The sequence below is a fragment of the Rhizobium sp. rho-13.1 genome, assembly GCF_007000305.1.
GTDB lineage: Bacteria > Pseudomonadota > Alphaproteobacteria > Rhizobiales > Rhizobiaceae > Rhizobium > Rhizobium rhododendri.
In genome coordinates, this window is the sequence record NZ_SCFL01000002.1 from 266,265 (window position 1) to 284,190 (window position 17,926).

Here is a 17,926-nt window from a genome sequence, read left to right on the forward strand (position 1 = left end):
AGAGCGGCGGCGGAACCGCCGCTCTCCGTGCTGTCTCAGCCCTTGATGCTGGCTGCGTCTATCCAGCCGATGTTGCCGTCATGACGACGATAGACGATGTTCAGTTCCTTGCCGGTGCTCCGAAACATCAGCACCGGTTCGTCGGTCATATCGAGCGCCATAACGGCCGACGCAACCGACATCGTCTTCAATTGCTTCGAGCTCTCGGCGATGATTGCGGGCGCGAAATCCTCGGCGACCTCATGGTCTTCATCCGGCATGCCGTCCATCACGGTGTAAGCGACTTCACCAAAAGCATCGTCTGCCGGATTGGTAGCGTGGTGATCCTTCAGGCGGCGCTTGTAGCGGCGCAGGCGCTTCTCGATCCGCTGCTGTGCGGCATCGAAGGCCAGTTGCGGATCCATCGCTTCGCCGGCCGCGTGCAGGATGACGCCGCTGTCGAGATGAAGCTTGCAATCCGCCGCGAAGCGCGAGCTGGACTTTTGCACCGTGACCTGCCCCGAATACCCTCCGTCAAAGTATTTGGTGACTGCCATATCGATCTGCTCTTCGATCCGCTGACGGAAGGATTCGCCGATTTCCATATGTTTACCGGATACACGCACACTCATGGAGTTTCCCTTTTTGTAGTGGTTGCGCCTGTCAGCTTACGCCAAGCGTCCTTCTCATCCAAGCACTTCGCACGATCTTTGACAAAAAGCCTGGATCGCCGACATGCGCTGAAAAGCGAGATTCCTGTGTGTGGTGATGCCTTGCACCGATTGCGGCGGGCTTCTAGCGCTGCCGCATGAAAGAGTCAACAGGCCCGCCGCGAACCTAGGCAGATGAACACCTAAAGGTTGAAATTCCAGGCTCTAGAAGCCTGCAACCCTGGCCAGTGCACGCTTTTCGCGGCGACGCTGAACGGAGGAGGGGATGTTCATGGCCTCCCGGTATTTTGCCACCGTACGCCGCGCAAGCTCGACACCATTCTTCTTGAGGTTGTCGACAATGTCGTCGTCCGACAGTACGCTGTCGGGAGCCTCCTGGACAATCAACTGCCGGATGCGATGGCGCACGGCCTCCGCAGAATGGCTGTCGCCGCCCTCGACTGCGCTGATCGAGACGGTGAAGAAATATTTCAGCTCGAACAGTCCGCGCGGCGTCAGCATGTATTTGTTGGAGGTGACGCGGCTCACCGTCGATTCGTGCATCTTGATGGCATCCGCAACGGTCTTGAGGTTCAGCGGCCGCAGCTGGCTGACACCGTTCACCAGAAATGCGTCCTGCTGCCGGACGATTTCCGTCGCCACCTTCATGATCGTCTTGGCGCGCTGGTCGAGGCTGCGCGTCAGCCAGTTGGCGGTCTGCAGGCACTCGGACAGGAAGGAGTAATCGTCACCGGTCTTCGATATCTTGGCGAAGTAGGACTGGTTGACCAGTACCCGTGGCAGGGTGTCCGGATTGAGCTCGACCTGCCAGCTTCCGTCTTGGGCTGCACGAACGACGATGTCGGGCGTAATGGCTTCGGACATGCCGGTCTCGAAGCTGCTGCCGGGCTTCGGGTTAAGCTGGCGGATCTCGCCCATCATGTCGAGAAGATCTTCCTCGTCCACGCCGCAGAGCCGTTTCAGCGTCGCAAAGTCTCGTCGGCCGAGCAGCTCAAGATGCTGCAGGAGCTGATCCATGGCCGGATCCAGCCGGTCCTTCTGGCGAAGCTGTATCGCCAGGCATTCCGAGAGCGACCGCGCAAAGACGCCGGGCGGATCGAGAGTCTGCAGGCAGGCAAGCACGCGCTCGACCTCCGCGCATGCAGTTCCGACGCGCGCAGCCGTCTCGGCAACTTCGCCGCGGAAATAACCGGCATCGTCCAGTTGATCGACCAGGTGTTCGGCCAGCATTCGGTCGGCGCTGGCTGGCAAAGCGAAGGGTATCTGCTGGTTGAGATGGTCGCGGAGCGAAATCTGGCCGGCGACGAAGTCGTCGAGATCGTAGCGTTCGGCTGCCTCGGTGTTGCCGGGCATCGACTTCCACTGGCTGACGAGCTCGGGCGCGTCCAGGCGCTGCGGCTGTCCGTCGTCTGGAAAGACATTGCTGAAATTGCTGTCGAGCTCGTCGTTCAGCCGCTCGGCATGGCCGGTGTTGCTGCTCTCGTACCAGTCGCTTGCAAGCTCGCCTGAGTTTCGCTCGGGACCTTCTTCACTTCGGCCATCCTCGGAAACGCCGCGTGCCTCTTCTTCAGGCTCGCGGCTGTTGCCGCTGCCCAATTCGCCGTCATTCGATGAAAATTCGAGCAGCGGATTCTTTTCGACTTCCAGTGCGATGAACTGGTTGAGCTCCAGATGTGTCATCTGGAGCAGCTGAATGGATTGCATCAGCTGCGGCGTCATGACCAGACTTTGGCTCTGGCGCAGGAAAAGATTGGCGGACAAGGCCATGACGGACGCAGAACTCCCCTTCAATCCCTCCTGGAAAACGCTGATACCGCTTAAAAACGGTCAGCCTTTTCCAACTGGCCCAAAAATTGCTTTTTTATTGGGTTTGGTCAAGGGCATGTCGGGGGCAGAGGCTAATTTCTGTGCCAGAATAATCTATCAGAGGCTGAAATTGTCGCCAAGGTAGAGCCGGCGAACCTCAGGATTATTAACGATGTCGTGGGCTCGCCCATGCGTCAGCACTTCTCCCGCATGAATGATGTAGGCGCGGTCGATAAGTCCCAGTGTCTCGCGGACATTATGGTCGGTGATCAGCACGCCAATGCCACGCGCTGTCAGATGGTGCACCAGGTTCTGAATGTCCGAAACCGAGATCGGATCGACGCCTGCGAAAGGCTCGTCGAGCAGCATGAACGTCGGGTCGGTGGCGACAGCGCGGGCAATTTCCAGGCGCCTGCGCTCACCCCCGGAAAGGGCTATGGCCGGCATGGTGCGTAGGTTGCGGATGTGGAATTCCTCGAGCAGGTCATCGAGCTTGCTTTCGCGCTCGTCCTTGCTCTTGATATGGACTTCCAGAACGGCGCGGATGTTTTCCTCGACGCTCAGCCCGCGAAAAATCGAGGCTTCCTGCGGCAGGTAGCCGACGCCCAGCCGCGAGCGGCGGTACATCGGCATCGTCGTCACATCGTTGCCATCGATTTCGATGGTGCCTTCATCGACCGGAACCAGTCCGGTGATCATATAGAAACAGGTCGTCTTGCCGGCCCCGTTAGGGCCGAGCAGGCCAACGGCCTCGCCGCGCCGGACGACGAGCGAAACGCCGTTGACGACACGCCGCGTCCGATAGGTCTTGGTCAGTCCGCGGGCAATCAGCGTGCCCTGATAGCGGGCCTTGTCGCCGGAAGGGGCTTGCGTCGAGGCTGACGGCTCGGAGGTGCCGAAGTTAGTGGTCATGTCTGGCGCTGTCACTCAAAGGTCGCGATCAGTTCGTCTTGGCAGCGGCAGGCTGCTTTGACTTCGGATCGAGCTGGATCTGTACGCGGCCGCCGCAGCTGTCGAGCTGAGCTTCACCGGTGTCCATGTGAACTGTCAGCATGCAGCCGGTGAACACATTGGGACCGTCCGTCAGGATGACCTTGTCGCCCTTGAGGATGGCGAGCTGGGCTGCCATGTCGAAGGATCCATTATCAGCCGTCGCGGTCTGGGTGCCGGAGGTCAGGTAGACCTTCTCGGACACCAGGATGTGGTCGATATCGGTATCTCCGGAAACGACCGAGTTACCCGCAGCTGGCTTCTTCGTTTCGGCCACGGGTGCCGGCTTGCCGTTGGCATCCGGCTGCGGCTTCTTCTTGTAGAAGACGATCATTTTCCCGGCCTTCATCGTCGTCGTGCCCTGGACGACGTTGACCTTGCCGGTGAACACGGCGTTGCTTTCCGAATCATGGATTTCCAGCTTGTCGCTTTCGATCTGGATCGGTTGGTCCTTGTTGAGATTCAGGCCAGTCATCTTGGTGGTGGTCGACTGCTGGGCGCTGGCGCCTACCGCTGTCATCAACGCGAAAATGCCAATCGCGCCGGCCAGAGCGGCTTGACGGAGACCAGTGTTGGAAAAGTGCATGCGACAATCGTTTGTCATGGTCCGCCCGGCGGTTAGCTGCCCGTATTGTGGATGGTGGAAGCATCGATGTGCATTTTCACCTGTCCGTCGAATTCGATTACATTTCCCTTATCCGTCATCTTGAGCGACTGTGCAACAATTGACGCGAGGCCTTTGAAGATTGCGACGGGCTGTTGCGTAACGAGCGATCCGCCCTTGATATCGAGGAAGGCGCCCTTGAATTCCGCACGCAGGCCGTTGTCGAGCGTGACGGTAAAGGGCTCCGTCAGCTTCATGGTATCGGCAGCACGGTCGAAGTCGCCGCTAAGGGCGGTGACATGCGCGACACCGTCGCTGACGGGCATGGCTGCCTTGATGTTTTTCAGCGTTATCAAGTTCGGGTTCTTGATGTCCTGCAGCGCTTTTTCCGCAAGCATGGAGTAGTTGATGCCGTCGGAGTTGCGCCCGGCAATCGCCGGTCTCTGCATGACGATCTTGCCGTCCTCGATGGATGCGCCCTGGATCGAGATGTTTTCCGGCATGTAGGCGCGCACCACCGAGATGGTAATGAAAATCAGCGAGATGATGACGGCTGCGATCGGCAGCAGGATTTTCAGTCGGCGGACACGTCCCGAGTTGGCGACCGCGGCGTCGTAGGCGCGCAGTTCGGGCGTCAATTGGCGGCCCGGGCCGGTTGATTCGGCAGTGTTTGACATCGGCGGTCCGTCTCTCTGGTTCCGGCAGCGCAGTTTGTGCAGCGCACTTATAGGCTTGCAATCACATTTCGCACGCTTGCATTAGCTTGCCAATACGCATTTTTTTCGGCAACAAAAGGCATCGGATGCAAACGACGACGTCATCTGTCCGTCGACCATATGCTGCTTTAAGTTAACAACGCCGCGCTCTCGGCGATTATCTGGTTATTGTCATAAAAGGAAATAGGACCTCATGGAGAGTTCTGCAATTGCGGACCGTCGACAATTACGCCGCAAGTTAAGCTTCTGGCGCATCGTTGCAGTCCTCCTGCTGGTCGGTCTCGGCTTTGCGCTATATCGTTTTGCCGGTGGCGAACTCGGTGCCGGCCGCAAGCCGCAGATCGCTCGCGTCGCAATCACCGGCGTCATCCAGGATGATAAGGAACTTCTGGAGCGCCTGAAGACGATCGAGGACGACAACCAAGTCAAGGCACTGATCGTGTCGATTTCATCGCCGGGTGGTACCACTTATGGCGGTGAGCGCATATTCAAGGCTATCCGCGCGGTGGCTACCAAGAAGCCGGTCGTGTCCGATATCCGGACGATGGCCGCATCGGCTGGCTACCTCGTCGCCGCTGCCGGAGACACGATCGTTGCCGGCGATACGTCGATCACCGGCTCGATCGGTGTGCTCCTCCAATATCCTCAGGTCAAGGATCTGCTCGACAAACTCGGTGTCTCCATGGAGGCGATCAAGTCGTCGCCGATGAAGGCCGAGCCTTCGCCGTTTCATCCGCCGAGCGACGAGGCCAAGGCGATGATCAACAATATGGTGATGGACAGCTATGGCTGGTTCGTCGATCTCGTTGCGGATCGCCGTAAATTGCCGCGCGATCAGGTCCTGAAGCTGGCCGATGGCAGCATCTTCACCGGTCGTCAGGCGCTGGCAAACAAGCTGGTCGACAGTCTCGGCGGCGACGATGACATCCGCGCCTATCTCGAAACGCGAAAGGTCGCCAAGGACTTGCCTGTCGTCGATTGGGATGCGCCACGCCGCACATCACCATTCTTCCTGCCCGGCGCTGCGGCCGATCTCATCACATTGCTCGGTTATGGCGATTTTGTTAAGGGTGATGGCGCGCAGAAGCTGTTGTCTGAGAAGTTGTTTCTTGACGGCCTGCTTTCTGTTTGGCAGGGTGATGCGCATTGATAAATCAATGATTTAGGGGGCCACCGTGATCAAATCGGAATTGGTGCAGATCGTTGCGGCGCGAAATCCGCATCTTTATCACCGTGACGTCGAGAATATCGTCAATGCGGTCCTCGACGAGATCACGGATGCCCTGGCTGGCGGTAACCGGGTCGAGCTGCGTGGTTTCGGTGCTTTTTCGGTTAAAAACCGCCCGTCGCGCTCCGGTCGCAACCCGCGCACCGGCGATACGGTCTTCGTTGAGGAAAAATGGGTACCGTTCTTCAAGACTGGAAAGGAGCTCCGCGAGCGCCTCAATCCTGGCAGCCATGACGAAGACGACGACAGCTGAGACCGCTATCCAAGCCGTTGCCTCTTGAAGTTGCCCCAATCGTTCTTATCCTGTCGCCGGGATGAAGAGGAACGTCAGAAAGCCGGTATGGTGCCTAATAACGGTAGCGCCAGATTGCCTGTCGTCGACAAGGAGACTGTGAATGGCAAAGAAGATCGTCAACATGTTGGTGCTGCTGCCGATCGGCATCATCCTCATCATCTTCTGCGTCGCCAACCGGCAGCTTGTGACGATGGCATTCAATCCGTTTCGCCCCGAAGATCAGGTCCTGTCTCTCAGCGCACCGTTATTCGTGTTCCTTTTCGTGACACTGATTCTCGGTATGGTGATCGGCTCGGCTGCGACGTGGTTCACGCAGGGGCGTTATCGTAAACGTGCCCGCACGGAAGCCCGCGAGGCCGTCCGTTGGCAGGCCGAGGCTGACCGCCATCGCAATCGCGCTGAACAGATCGCCGGCCATCTGCCGGCAAAGTGAATTACAAATTCCAGTCTGTAACCGGCCTGAACACCATGTCGTTGTAGTCGCCCTCGGCGGATGTACCGAGGCCGGTCACGACAAACCCTCTTTGCTCGTAAAAGCTCCGGGCAGCCTTGTTCTTCACCAGGCATTTCAGGCGGTAACGTCGCCGCGGCCATCCGGGCAATGCCTGCAGCAAGGCCGTTCCCGCTCCGGCGCCCTGCCATTCCGCGCGGATGTAGAGCATGTGGATGAACGCGTCCGCATCGAGAATAGCGATAAACCCTGCAATCGTCCCATCAGCATCCTCACAGACGAAAATGCTTTCGCCCTTCGAGTGAGTGGCGAAGTCTTCGAGGAGGAAGCGGGCGGGATCGACCCAGGTAAATGTCGCGCGCCGAGCCTTCAGATAGATATCTGAAAGCATCGGCTGATCGCCATCGACCGCCGGTCGGATATTCCATTGTCGTGTCGTCAAGCGGATGCCTTGGGATAGAGCCTGTCTTTAAGCTTCGATCTTGCCATTGATTGCAGCGTTGAAGTCATCGAAGAATTGCTGGGCCAGCTTCTTGGCGCTGGAATCGATCAGTCGCGAGCCCATATGGGCAATCCGGCCGCCGATCTCGCCGCGCGCTGTATAGTGCAGGATCGTCTCCGCGCCGTCTGCCTCGAGCACCACGTCGGCGCCGCCCTTGGCAAAGCCGGCGATGCCGCCCCTGCCTTCGCCCTCGATGGTGTAGCTGTCGGGTGCATTGATGTTGGAGAGCTTAACATCCCCATGAAACGAGGCAGACAGCGGGCCGATGCGGAATTTGATCAGGGCGACAAACTCCGTTGGCGACACCCGCTCGAAGCTTTCACAGCGTGGAATGCACTGCTTGATGATCTGGGGGTCGTTGAGCGCGGCCCACACGGCATCTCTGGTTGCGGAAATCCGCACTTCGCCGGTCATGTCCATCGTCCATCTCCCTTCATGCCTGCACTTCGGCCGACAATTGCAGATCGGAAAGCGCTTTGCCAAGAGCCGCCCAGATGCTATTTGCACGCCGACGTCAATATCGAGACAACAATGGTGAAACAAAAGGAACGCCGGCCTGGACAACGGTCGAGCGCTGGCCCAGGTGGCAAAGCCCCGCGCGCGGATGCCCCGAGCGGCCGCGCCAAGCCCTATGCCCAACCTGCGCGCGACACGAGGCCGGTGCGCGAAGAGCGTCCCCGCGAGGCGACACCCCGTGCGGAAGCCGCGCGCAGTGAGCGCATCGCCGAAACCCAAGGTGGACCCGCCGCTGCTGAGCGTCCTTTGTTGGTGCGCAGCGGCGAGCGACCGCCAGAGCGCGTGCCGATCATCCTGGAATCCTCTGGCGCTGGCGATTTCCACCTCATCGACATGGGCAACGGGCTGAAGCTCGAGCAATACGGCCCCTACCGGATCGTTCGCCCCGAGGCCCAGGCGCTTTGGCCGCCGACTTTGCCTGCTTCGGTCTGGGAGAATGCCGATGCCATCTTTACCGGTGATACGGAAGAGGACGGCATGGGACGCTGGCGCTTTCCCCGCGCAGCGCTCGGCGAAACATGGCCGCTGCAACTGCTCGACGTCGATTTTCATGGCCGCTTCACGTCGTTCCGCCATGTCGGCGTCTTCCCCGAGCAGATCGTTCACTGGGAATGGATGAAACAGCAGATCGAGGCCTCGAAACGGCCGCTAAAGGTGCTGAACCTGTTCGGCTACACCGGCGTTGCCTCGCTGGTGGCAGCCCGGGCCGGTGCAGAGGTCACCCATGTCGATGCCTCCAAGAAGGCAATCGGCTGGGGTCGCGAGAACCAGGCTCTCGGTCATATGGAGAAGCTGCCGATCCGCTGGATCTGCGAGGATGCAATGAAGTTCATCCTGCGTGAGGAACGGCGCGGCAATACTTACGATATCATTCTGACCGATCCGCCGAAATTTGGCCGCGGCCCGAACGGCGAAGTCTGGCACCTTTTCGAGCATCTGCCGATGATGCTGGATATCTGCCGGCAAATCCTGTCGCCCGACGCCCTCGGCCTCGTGCTGACCGCCTATTCGATCCGCGCCAGCTTCTACTCGATCCATGAACTGATGCGCGAAACCATGCGCGGTGCCGCTGGCGTCGTCGAATCCGGCGAACTGGTCATTCGCGAGACCGGCCTCGACGGCAAGCAGCCGGGCAGGGCACTCTCCACTTCTCTTTTCAGCCGCTGGGTGCCGCAATGAACGACGATTTTCGCGACACGGGCGCGCGCCGGGTCGGCCAGGTCAAGGAAGTGACCTCGCTTGCCAATCCCATCATCAAGGACATCAAGGCGCTGACCGACAAGAAGGCGCGTCAGGAAACCGGTACCTTCATGGCCGAAGGCCTGAAGCTGGTGATCGACGCCATCGAGCTCGGCTGGACCATCCGCACGCTGGTTTATGCCAAGGCCGCCAAGGGCAAGCCGCTTGTCGACAAGATGGCAGCCCGCACGGTGGCCTCCGGCGGGCTCGTGCTGGAGGTCAACGAAAAGGTGCTGTCTAGCATCACCCGACGCGACAATCCGCAAATGGTCGTTGGTATCTTCGATCAGCGCTGGCGGGCCCTGAAGGACATCCGGCCTAAGGCGGGCGAGACCTATGTGGCGCTCGACCGCGTCCGCGATCCCGGCAACCTCGGCACGATCATCAGGACAGCCGATGCTGCAGGCGCCGCCGGTGTCATCCTTGTCGGCGAGACGACCGACCCGTTCTCGCTGGAAACCGTGCGCGCCACCATGGGCTCGGTGTTCGCCGTGCCCGTCACCCATGCGACGGTCGACGAATTTCTCGTCTGGAAGAAGAACGCCGGCGTTTCCGTCGTCGCCACCCATCTGGCCGGCGCCGTCGACTACCGCACCATCGATTACAAGAAGAGGCCAATCGTGTTGCTGATGGGCAACGAGCAATCCGGCCTGCCGGAAGCTCTCGCGACCCAGGCGGATGCCTTGGCGCGGATTCCTCAACAGGGACGTGCCGATTCTCTCAACCTTGCGGTGGCGACAGCCGTGATGCTGTTTGAGGCCCGCCGACATGTCCTGACGCTCAGCGAGGCAAGATGACCGAAGTCAGCTCCACCGCACCGCAGCGGCAAGCACTGTTCTCCAGGCCGCTGCCGATCCTGATCTTCGTCGTCATCGCCGTCATACTCGATCAGGCGATCAAGATCGCCGTAGACCATTACCTGCCGCTGCAGCAGGCCGTCCCCGTCATTCCGATGCTGGATCTCTATCGCACCTACAATCTCGGCGTCGCCTTCTCCATGCTTTCGGGCCTGGACGGCTGGCTGATCGTCGGCATGCGGTTGATCATCGTGGTCTTCGTGCTCTATCTCTGGCGCCATGCCGCCAAGGATCGCTGGCTTGCCCATCTCGGTTTCGCGCTGATCATATCGGGGGCGCTTGGTAATCTGGTCGACCGTTTTCTCTACGGCCACGTCATCGACTACATCCTGTTCCACACCGAAACGTGGTCCTTTGCCGTCTTCAACCTGGCCGACAGTTTTATTACGGTCGGCGCAGGCGCCGTGATTCTCGATGAACTGCTGCTTCCGAAAAAGCCCAAAACCTAAAATTTGAAAGGTTTCCGGAAGGCGTTGAGAAGGGTGGTCGTGGTAATTCGAGACCATGAACACACCGGCAGATCTCCAGAAACGTCTGTCTTCGGCCTTCGGGCAGGGCCTGAGCGAGCCGCCGGGTAACCCTGCCGTGACGCCGGTGGAGAATTCCGGATCCACTGCCCCCGACGCATGGCTCTCCTCAAGCCGTTTAGGCCGCTTATGGCTCGGCGGCGCCGGTGTTGTCGCCGGTGGCCTGTTGCTTGCCGCAGGCTACGTGGCAGGCGCGGCAGCCCTAGCGGGTGTTGTCGGTATCTTTGGTCTCGCGGTCCTGTTTGCGGCCGTCATCGGCCGGTCGGTCACCAGATCAGCACCGCTGGCGTCAGCTGAACCGCACGCAAGCGCAACTGCGATCAATGACCAGCCTGCACAGCCGCTAAATTTCTTGTCGGATATCCACGACGCCCTCGGTGATATCGCCGTCACGCGCGGTCTGAACCGCCGCATTCTCCACGCCAATGCGACGTTCCGGCTGGTGACGGGCAAGGCGCGACCCGAAGGCATGACCTGCGACGAGATCGGTATTGCCTTCCGACCGGACGACCGGCCCGATCATTACGATGTGGAGATCGCCACGCCGCAGGGGCAGCGCATCTATGCCTGGCGCGATGTGATGATGCGCGATCCCGCCTCCGGCCAGTTGCGCATCGAGAGCATTGCTCGCGACATCACCGACCAACGCCTTGCCACGCGCGAACGCGAACAGGCCCGCCTGAAGGCGGAGCATGAGAGCGCGGCAAAATCCCAGCTCCTCGCTACCGTCAGCCATGAAATCCGCACGCCACTGTCGGGAATCATGGGCATGAGCCACTTGATCGGCCAGACGGGATTGACCCCCGCGCAGGAAAGCTACCTGGATGGAATACGCCAATCGGGCCAGGCGCTGGTCCAGCTGGTCGAGGACCTGCTGGATTTTTCCACGCTCGAGAGCGGCCGTTTCCAGATCCATCCGCGCGCCGAATCACTGCGCCGGCTGATCGAGAGTGTCGTCGAGATGCTTGCCCACCGTGCCCATGAGAAGGGCATCGAGATCGGCGCGACCGTTCATTCTGACATTCCCGAGCTGATGAGCTTCGACCCCGCACGATTGCGCCAGGTTTTGTTCAACGTGATCGGCAATGCGGTCAAATTTACCCAGAGAGGCGGCGTATTGGTGCGCGCGGCCTACGACGACGGAGACTTGGTCATTACAGTTCAGGACAGCGGCCCGGGCATGACGCCCGAAGAACAAGCCCGCGTTTTCGGCGCATTCGAGCAGGCCGGCGACGCTTCGGAAAAGAGCGGCGGCACGGGCCTCGGCTTGACTATTTCCGCCCGCATAGTCGAAGAATTTGGCGGCAGGATGTCGGTCGTCAGCGAAAGAGGCGTCGGTAGCCAGTTCATCGTGCGGTTCCCGGTCGAGCTGCCCGCCAACCAGCTCAGTCGGAACCATCGTGCCACGATGCTGAAATCCTCCCGCGTGCTGCTGATTGCCCCGGACGGTCCCGCCGCCACGGCCACAGCAGAGACCATCCGCATGCTTGGCGGCACCTGCCGGCTGATCGAGGCCGGCGATGCCGGGAATTTCACGCTGGATACGCTGATGGAGGCCGAGGGGCCTCCGACGGACGTCATCGTCGACAATCGCATGGCGCCGCAATTTCTTTCCCAGTTCGCCGATCGTCTCGGTGTCATTGCGCCCGGCCTGCGCCGCATTTTCTTGGTGACGCCGGAGCAGCGCAACGCAGAGGAATTCGACATGTTCGACGCCTGGCTGATCAGGCCGTTGCGCGAGCAATCGCTGATCGACGTCTTGCGCGGCCGGATGCGCGGTATGGAGCGACGGGATGCCATCAATGACAACCAGCCCGGTTTCATGACCTTGCCCGAGCTGCCGGAGGGTACCGGAATTTCCATCGTGTTGGCCGAGGACGATCCGGTCAATGCCATGCTGGTGCGCGCTGTACTCACCAAGGCGGGGCATGCCGTCGATGTCGTGCAGGATGTCGAGAGCCTGCTCGACCGAGCCTGGCATGCCGGCCACAGTCGCCCCGACATTATCGTCACCGATCTGTCGATGCCTGGTGGCGACGGGGTCGAAATGCTGGGACGGCTGCGCGCCCACGAGCGCCGGCAGGGATTGTCGCCGGTGCCCGTCATCGTCCTGACAGCTGATAGCCGCGATGAAACCCGCCGCGCCGCGCTTTTGAACGGTGCCAGCATCGTGCTTGCAAAGCCCGCCGATCCGCAGCGGCTGATCCAGGAGGTCGAGACGCTAGCTGCAATGACGGTCGACTTCGCACGACTGTCGTAAAGCTGCCAATTAGCGCTTCCGATGGTGCTGCGTCGCCTTGCATTTGGCGACGCAGCATGTCACTTTCTTGTCGCAAGAATTTGCTTTATGGCGATCAAACAACCCAAAGTCGGGAAACGCCATGTCCATCGAAATGTTAAATCGCGAAGTTCAGGGCGACACTGTTCAAAATATCAAAAAAACGAGCGCCCCAGTGACTGGGGACGTGTTCGGCCGAATCGGTAATCTGGAAACGCGCCTTGCCCGTAACGAGCGCGAAATCGACGCTGCCCAGGCGGTGCGCTATCGCGTATTCGTCGAGGAGATGCACGCCCAGTTGCCAGCCGAGGCGATGCGCCTGAAGCGCGACGTCGATAGCTGGGATGCTATCTGCGATCATCTGCTGGTGCTCGATCATTCCATCGAAGGCGATACCGAGGACCAGATTGTCGGCACGTACCGGCTACTGCGGCAGGAAGTCGCCATGGCCCACGGTGGTTTCTACTCCGCTTCGGAATTTGCCACCGATGCCCTGATCGCCCGTCATGCGGACAAGCAGTTCATGGAACTCGGCCGCTCCTGCGTGCTGCCGGCCTATCGCACAAAACGGATCGTCGAGCTCTTGTGGCAGGGCAATTGGGCCTACGCGCTGAAACACGGCATGGGCGCCATGTTCGGCTGCGCTTCCTTCCCAGGCATACGGCCTGAAGAGCATGCGCTGGCTTTGTCTTTCCTCTACCACAACGTGCGTGCCCAAGGTGAATGGGCGGCAGACGCGCTTCCCTCGCTCGCCCGCACAATGGACCTGATGCCGGCCGAGGCGATCAATGCACGCAAAGCGCTGATGGCGATGCCGCCGCTGATCAAGGGATATCTTCGCCTCGGTGCGATGGTGGGCACGCAGGCCGTTGTCGATCATGCCTTCAATACCACCGATGTGCTGATCGTGCTGCCGATCGCCAGCATTTCCGATCGCTATGTCAACCACTACGGCGCGCAGGCGGATCGCTTCCTGAGCTAGACGCCCGCCGGTCTTGACGAAATCATCACCTTGATCGATGCAATGCCTTGCCTTGGTGGCCACGCATCCTAAACTTCAATGCACGCGTGAATTGTCGCGGTGAAGTGGAGGGTCGCAAGCGTCATGAGAACTGTAGTCGCCGGCGTTCTGGACATCGCCTACTACGAAACGGGCCGCGTCGACGGAGCGCCCGTCATACTCCTCCACGGATTTCCCTACGACCCCCATGCCTATGAGGCTGTAGCCGAGCGGCTGGCGGCAGCCGGAAAGCGCTGTATCGTACCCTTTTTGCGCGGCTATGGCGCAACCCGCTTTCTCGATCCGGACACGCCGCGCTCAGGCGAACAGGCAGCGCTCGGTGCCGATCTGCTGGCCCTGATGGATGCGCTGTCGATCCCGTCGGCAGTTCTTGCGGGCTATGATTGGGGCGGTCGCGCAGCCTGCATCGTCGCAGCACTTTGGCCTGACCGGGTGCGGGGACTGGTCAGCGGCGGGACCGGATACAACATCCAGAACATCGCCAGATCTGTGGAACCGGACACGCCGGAGGCGGAATACCGGTTCTGGTACCAGTATTACTTTCACAGCGAACGCGGCAGGATTGGGCTGGCCGCCGACCGTCGAGGTCTCTGCCGGCTGCTTTGGCGTCTGTGGTCGCCGACTTGGTCCTTCGACGAGGAGACGTTCGCCCGCAGCGCTTCCGCCTTCGACAATCCCGATTTTGTCGCTACCGTGATCCATTCCTATCGCCACCGGTTCGGTCTCGTTGCGGGTGACCCCGCCTACGCGGAGATCGAGCGGCATCTCGCGGCCCAACCGGCCATCGCGACGCCGACCATCGTCCTGCAAGGCGGCGACGATGGAGTAGACCCGCCGAGCCCGGCAGACGCGGTCCATCTTCATTTCACCGGGCCGTACGAGCGATTGGTCTTGCCCGGCGCCGGCCACAACCTGCCGCAGGAGGCGCCTGAGGCTTTTGCGGACGCAGTGCTGGCGGTCGGCTAGGGCATCGGGGCTGCAAACCGCAAAACGTCCTGTGGGCGATACGTGGTGTCGTCCCGATTGCTGTTGTCTTGCCCGCCTCCGCGCAGATAGGGTGCCGGCTTGTTTTGGGACAGAAAAATCACAGTGAACGAACGCATCGCACCCAGGATCGAGCCTTACTCGGCAAGCGAGCTTGCCACTGACGCAAGCCGCGCGTCGGCAACGCCGATGATGGAGCAGTACATAGAGATCAAGGCGAACAATCCCGGTTCGCTGCTGTTCTATCGCATGGGCGATTTCTACGAGTTGTTCTTCGAGGATGCCGTCGAGGCGTCGCGCGCTCTGGGCATCACGCTGACGAAACGCGGCCAGCACATGGGGCAGGATATCCCGATGTGCGGCGTGCCGGTTCACGCCTCCGACGATTACCTGCAGAAGCTGATCTCGTTGGGCTTCCGTGTCGCCGTCTGCGAGCAGATCGAAGACCCGGCCGAGGCAAAGAAGCGCGGTGGCAAATCCGTCGTCAGGCGGGATGTCGTGCGGCTGGTGACGCCAGGCACGATCACCGAGGAAAAACTGCTTTCGCCGTCCGAATCCAATTATCTGATGGCACTCACCCGCATCCGTGGCGGCAGCGAGCCGCAGCTGGCGCTCGCCTGGATCGACATCTCGACCGGCATTTTCCGGCTGGCCGAGACCGATCAGTCGCGTCTGCTCTCCGACATCATCCGCATCGATCCGCGCGAGTTGATCCTGCCCGACACGATGTTTCACGATCCGGAGCTCAAGCCCGTGTTCGATGTGCTGGGGCGCGTGGCGGTGCCGCAGCCATCGGTGCTGTTCGATAGCGCCAGTGCCGAAGGACGTATCACCCGCTATTTTGGCGTCGCGACGCTCGACGGATTTGGCAGCTTTACCCGCGCCGAGCTTGCCGCCGCTGCTGCAGCCGTTGCCTATGTCGAAAAGACCCAGATCGCCGAGCGCCCGCCACTCGGCCGGCCGGAGCGCGAAAGCGGCGCCTCGACGCTGTTCATCGATCCCGCCACCCGCGCCAATCTGGAACTGGTACGGACCCAGTCTGGAGACCGCAACGGCACGCTGCTGAAAGCCGTCGATCGCACCGTGACAGGCGGCGGTGCTCGGTTGCTGGCCGAACGGCTGATGTCACCGCTGACGGATCCCGCGCGTATCAATGCCCGGCTTGATTCGATAGGCTTCCTGCTCGAGGAGCCCTCCCTCTGCAGCGATCTGCGGTCAGCCTTGAAGCACGTGCCGGATATGCCCCGCGCCCTCTCGCGACTGGCGCTCGACCGGGGCGGACCACGCGACCTGTTTGCGATTGCCAAGGGGCTGGGCGCGGCTTTCGCGATTGCCGAGATGCTGGGCGCAGCGCTGCTGCCGGGCGAACTCGACGATGCTCTTGCCGGGCTGAAGACGCTGCCGAAAGAGCTCGAATCGCTGCTCACCGGCACGCTCGCCGATGAGCTGCCGCTGTTGAAGCGTGATGGCGGCTTTCTGCGACAGGGTGCCGATGCTGATCTCGATGCGGTCCGGGCCCTGCGCGATCAGTCGCGCCGGGTGATCGCCGGGCTGCAGCTGCAATATGCCGAGGAAACCGGCATCAAGTCACTGAAGATCAAGCACAACAATGTGCTCGGCTATTTCATCGAAGTCACCGCCGGCAGTGCCGGCCCGATGATCGATACACCAGAGGCCAAGGGACGCTTCATCCATCGCCAGTCGATGGCGAATGCCATGCGATTCACGACGCCGGAACTGGCCGATCTCGAAAGCCGTATTGCCAATGCCGGCGGCCAGGCGCTGGCGATCGAACTGAAGGCTTTCGACGAAATGGTGGCAGCCGTGGTTCGCAAGGCCGAGGCGATCAAGGCAGGTGCCCGGGCGCTCGCCGTCATCGATGTCGCCGCCGGCCTGGCGTTGCTGGCCGAAGAGCAGGCCTACTGCCGGCCAACGGTGGACGATTCGAAAATGTTTGCCATCGGTGGCGGCCGCCATCCGGTGGTCGAGCAGGCCCTGCGTCGCCAGTCGGCAGGTCCTTTCGTCGCTAACAACTGTGATCTCTCACCGCGCGATGGGGCGCGGGACGGCGCCATCTGGCTGCTGACCGGCCCGAACATGGGCGGCAAGTCGACCTTCCTGCGCCAGAATGCGCTGATTGCCATTCTCGCCCAGATGGGCTGCTTCGTGCCGGCAACGTCGGCCCATATCGGCATCGTCGACCGCTTGTTTTCGCGCGTCGGTGCATCTGACGATCTTGCCCGCGGGCGCTCGACCTTCATGGTCGAAATGGTCGAGACAGCGGCCATCCTCAACCAGGCCAGCGACCGTTCGCTGGTCATCCTGGATGAAATCGGCCGTGGCACTGCGACTTTCGATGGCTTGTCGATCGCATGGGCAGCGGTCGAGCACCTGCACGAAGGCAATCGTTGCCGGGGCCTGTTTGCCACACATTTTCACGAATTGACCGCACTGTCGGAAAAACTCGGGCGTCTGGCCAACGCTACGATGCGGGTCCGGGAGTGGGATGGCGAGGTTATCTTCCTCCACGAGGTCGGACCGGGTGCCGCCGATCGCTCCTACGGAATCCAGGTGGCGCGACTGGCCGGTCTGCCGGCTTCCGTCGTGGAGCGCGCCCGCGATGTCCTGACGAGGCTTGAGGACGCCGACCGCAAGAACCCGGCATCCTCGCTGATCGACGACCTGCCGCTGTTCCAGGTGGCGGTTCGCCGCGACGAGGCGTCCCGCGCACGGGGAACGTCCAAGGTCGAAGAGGCGTTGAGGGCCATCGACCTCGATGACCTGACACCGCGCGCGGCGCTTGACGCGCTCTACGAATTGAAGAAGAAGCTCAGTGAGGCCGGCTGAAGTCGGAAACGGGATCGCGTCATGCATATCGAAAAACTGCTCACCGAAGTTCGAAATCTCTCCGACCGTTTCGTCATGCCCGAAGCGCGACCGAAGCCGGAAGCGACCATCGAGTGGCATTCCGCCCGTGGCCTGCTTGACATCGTGCTTGCTTGCGGCCGCATCTCGGATATTTCCACCCGCATTTCGGCTGCCGGTTATTGGGAGTGCGACCGCGAACTGCTGGCACAAATCGGTGCGCAGTCTCGACAGATCCTCTATCATATCAATGACATGAAGGCTATCGAGGCAAAGAATATCGCTGAAGGCCGCAGTGAAGCCTAGGCGGGACATCAGGTGTGCACGGATGCTCCCCGCGACCGGCTTCGTCCACCTTCGTCAAATATAAACACTCTGGTTTTTATGATGCCTGTCA

Annotated in this window: 18 protein-coding genes; 11 read left to right on the forward strand and 7 right to left on the reverse strand. The window is 60.9% G+C overall.

Features of this window, described 5'->3' with window-relative positions; translation table 11 throughout:
• Positions 1-35 precede the first annotated feature (35 nt).
• The 5 genes from raiA to EQW76_RS07740 form a co-directional block, all read right to left on the reverse strand.
• Positions 36-611, reverse strand: a complete 576-nt coding sequence (raiA, locus tag EQW76_RS07720; RefSeq protein WP_142823841.1) for a ribosome-associated translation inhibitor RaiA — start codon at positions 609-611, stop codon at positions 36-38.
• Positions 612-854: 243 nt separating this feature from the next.
• Positions 855-2,417 (reverse strand): RNA polymerase factor sigma-54, encoded by a 1,563-nt coding sequence (gene rpoN / locus EQW76_RS07725; RefSeq protein ID WP_142823842.1) that lies wholly within the window; start codon positions 2,415-2,417, stop codon positions 855-857.
• A gap of 156 nt (positions 2,418-2,573) precedes the next feature.
• Positions 2,574-3,368, reverse strand: a complete 795-nt coding sequence (gene lptB, locus EQW76_RS07730) for an LPS export ABC transporter ATP-binding protein (protein ID WP_142823843.1) — start codon at positions 3,366-3,368, stop codon at positions 2,574-2,576.
• Positions 3,369-3,396: 28 nt separating this feature from the next.
• Complete coding sequence (locus EQW76_RS07735; RefSeq protein WP_142823844.1) at positions 3,397-4,050, reverse strand: LptA/OstA family protein; 654 nt, start codon at positions 4,048-4,050, stop codon at positions 3,397-3,399.
• Positions 4,051-4,064: 14 nt separating this feature from the next.
• On the reverse strand, positions 4,065-4,727 hold the full coding sequence (locus EQW76_RS07740; RefSeq protein WP_142823845.1) for an LPS export ABC transporter periplasmic protein LptC: 663 nt from the start codon (positions 4,725-4,727) through the stop codon (positions 4,065-4,067).
• A 232-nt stretch (positions 4,728-4,959) separates the two neighbouring features.
• On the opposite strand from EQW76_RS07740, the gene sppA reads away from it, so the two are divergent.
• The 3 genes from sppA (at position 4,960) to EQW76_RS07755 (ending at position 6,722) form a co-directional block, all read left to right on the forward strand.
• Entirely contained in the window at positions 4,960-5,916 is a 957-nt protein-coding gene (gene sppA, locus EQW76_RS07745; RefSeq protein ID WP_142823846.1) for a signal peptide peptidase SppA, read from the forward strand.
• A gap of 25 nt (positions 5,917-5,941) precedes the next feature.
• Complete coding sequence (locus EQW76_RS07750) at positions 5,942-6,247, forward strand: integration host factor subunit beta (protein WP_142823847.1); 306 nt, start codon at positions 5,942-5,944, stop codon at positions 6,245-6,247.
• 142 nt (positions 6,248-6,389) lie between these two features.
• The gene (locus tag EQW76_RS07755; RefSeq protein WP_142823848.1) at positions 6,390-6,722 is read left to right on the forward strand and encodes a LapA family protein; all 333 of its coding nucleotides are present in this window, start codon (positions 6,390-6,392) and stop codon (positions 6,720-6,722) included.
• A gap of 1 nt (position 6,723) precedes the next feature.
• On the opposite strand, the gene EQW76_RS07760 is transcribed toward EQW76_RS07755, so the two are convergent.
• Both EQW76_RS07760 and EQW76_RS07765 read right to left on the reverse strand, forming a co-directional pair.
• Positions 6,724-7,131, reverse strand: coding sequence for a GNAT family N-acetyltransferase (locus EQW76_RS07760; protein ID WP_142824439.1), 408 nt, complete (start codon positions 7,129-7,131; stop codon positions 6,724-6,726).
• Between the two features lie 78 nt (positions 7,132-7,209).
• Entirely contained in the window at positions 7,210-7,662 is a 453-nt protein-coding gene (locus EQW76_RS07765) for a carbon monoxide dehydrogenase subunit G (protein WP_142823849.1), read from the reverse strand.
• 111 nt (positions 7,663-7,773) lie between these two features.
• On the opposite strand from EQW76_RS07765, the gene EQW76_RS07770 reads away from it, so the two are divergent.
• The 8 genes from EQW76_RS07770 to EQW76_RS07805 all read left to right on the forward strand — a co-directional run bounded on the left by EQW76_RS07770 (position 7,774) and on the right by EQW76_RS07805 (position 17,835).
• Positions 7,774-8,937, forward strand: coding sequence for a class I SAM-dependent rRNA methyltransferase (locus EQW76_RS07770; RefSeq protein ID WP_142823850.1), 1,164 nt, complete (start codon positions 7,774-7,776; stop codon positions 8,935-8,937).
• Positions 8,934-9,794, forward strand: coding sequence for an RNA methyltransferase (locus EQW76_RS07775; protein WP_142823851.1), 861 nt, complete (start codon positions 8,934-8,936; stop codon positions 9,792-9,794). The genes EQW76_RS07770 and EQW76_RS07775 overlap by 4 nt, the downstream gene beginning before the upstream one ends.
• Positions 9,791-10,303 carry a signal peptidase II gene (gene lspA / locus EQW76_RS07780; RefSeq protein ID WP_142823852.1) on the forward strand — a complete coding sequence of 171 codons (513 nt, stop codon included), beginning with the start codon at positions 9,791-9,793 and terminating at the stop codon, positions 10,301-10,303. Before EQW76_RS07775 ends, lspA begins: the two co-directional genes overlap by 4 nt.
• Before the next feature lie 55 nt (positions 10,304-10,358).
• Entirely contained in the window at positions 10,359-12,641 is a 2,283-nt protein-coding gene (locus tag EQW76_RS07785) for an ATP-binding protein (protein WP_142823853.1), read from the forward strand.
• A 121-nt stretch (positions 12,642-12,762) separates the two neighbouring features.
• Positions 12,763-13,641: a GNAT family N-acetyltransferase gene (locus EQW76_RS07790; RefSeq protein ID WP_142823854.1), complete on the forward strand. Its 879-nt coding sequence runs from the start codon at positions 12,763-12,765 to the stop codon at positions 13,639-13,641.
• A 123-nt stretch (positions 13,642-13,764) separates the two neighbouring features.
• A complete protein-coding gene (locus EQW76_RS07795) occupies positions 13,765-14,646 on the forward strand; it encodes an alpha/beta hydrolase (protein WP_142823855.1) in 882 nt (293 codons plus the stop codon).
• A gap of 207 nt (positions 14,647-14,853) precedes the next feature.
• Positions 14,854-17,511, forward strand: a complete 2,658-nt coding sequence (gene mutS / locus EQW76_RS07800; RefSeq protein ID WP_142824440.1) for a DNA mismatch repair protein MutS — start codon at positions 14,854-14,856, stop codon at positions 17,509-17,511.
• A 21-nt stretch (positions 17,512-17,532) separates the two neighbouring features.
• Complete coding sequence (locus EQW76_RS07805; protein ID WP_142823856.1) at positions 17,533-17,835, forward strand: hypothetical protein; 303 nt, start codon at positions 17,533-17,535, stop codon at positions 17,833-17,835.
• Positions 17,836-17,926 lie beyond the last annotated feature (91 nt).

Excerpts from the sequence above, each read along its gene's own strand:
- raiA (WP_142823841.1), bottom strand. The coding sequence starts at position 611 with ATGAGTGTGCGTGTATCCGGTAAACATATGGAAATCGGCGAATCCTTC.
- rpoN (WP_142823842.1), bottom strand. The coding sequence starts at position 2,417 with ATGGCCTTGTCCGCCAATCTTTTCCTGCGCCAGAGCCAAAGTCTGGTC.
- lptB (WP_142823843.1), bottom strand. The coding sequence starts at position 3,368 with ATGACCACTAACTTCGGCACCTCCGAGCCGTCAGCCTCGACGCAAGCC.
- EQW76_RS07735 (WP_142823844.1), bottom strand. The coding sequence starts at position 4,050 with ATGACAAACGATTGTCGCATGCACTTTTCCAACACTGGTCTCCGTCAA.
- EQW76_RS07740 (WP_142823845.1), bottom strand. The coding sequence starts at position 4,727 with ATGTCAAACACTGCCGAATCAACCGGCCCGGGCCGCCAATTGACGCCC.
- sppA (WP_142823846.1), top strand. The coding sequence starts at position 4,960 with ATGGAGAGTTCTGCAATTGCGGACCGTCGACAATTACGCCGCAAGTTA.
- EQW76_RS07755 (WP_142823848.1), top strand. The coding sequence starts at position 6,390 with ATGGCAAAGAAGATCGTCAACATGTTGGTGCTGCTGCCGATCGGCATC.
- EQW76_RS07760 (WP_142824439.1), bottom strand. The coding sequence starts at position 7,131 with ATGCTTTCAGATATCTATCTGAAGGCTCGGCGCGCGACATTTACCTGG.
- EQW76_RS07765 (WP_142823849.1), bottom strand. The coding sequence starts at position 7,662 with ATGGACATGACCGGCGAAGTGCGGATTTCCGCAACCAGAGATGCCGTG.
- EQW76_RS07770 (WP_142823850.1), top strand. The coding sequence starts at position 7,774 with ATGGTGAAACAAAAGGAACGCCGGCCTGGACAACGGTCGAGCGCTGGC.
- EQW76_RS07775 (WP_142823851.1), top strand. The coding sequence starts at position 8,934 with ATGAACGACGATTTTCGCGACACGGGCGCGCGCCGGGTCGGCCAGGTC.
- lspA (WP_142823852.1), top strand. The coding sequence starts at position 9,791 with ATGACCGAAGTCAGCTCCACCGCACCGCAGCGGCAAGCACTGTTCTCC.
- EQW76_RS07785 (WP_142823853.1), top strand. The coding sequence starts at position 10,359 with ATGAACACACCGGCAGATCTCCAGAAACGTCTGTCTTCGGCCTTCGGG.
- EQW76_RS07790 (WP_142823854.1), top strand. The coding sequence starts at position 12,763 with ATGTCCATCGAAATGTTAAATCGCGAAGTTCAGGGCGACACTGTTCAA.
- EQW76_RS07795 (WP_142823855.1), top strand. The coding sequence starts at position 13,765 with ATGAGAACTGTAGTCGCCGGCGTTCTGGACATCGCCTACTACGAAACG.
- mutS (WP_142824440.1), top strand. The coding sequence starts at position 14,854 with ATGATGGAGCAGTACATAGAGATCAAGGCGAACAATCCCGGTTCGCTG.
- EQW76_RS07805 (WP_142823856.1), top strand. The coding sequence starts at position 17,533 with ATGCATATCGAAAAACTGCTCACCGAAGTTCGAAATCTCTCCGACCGT.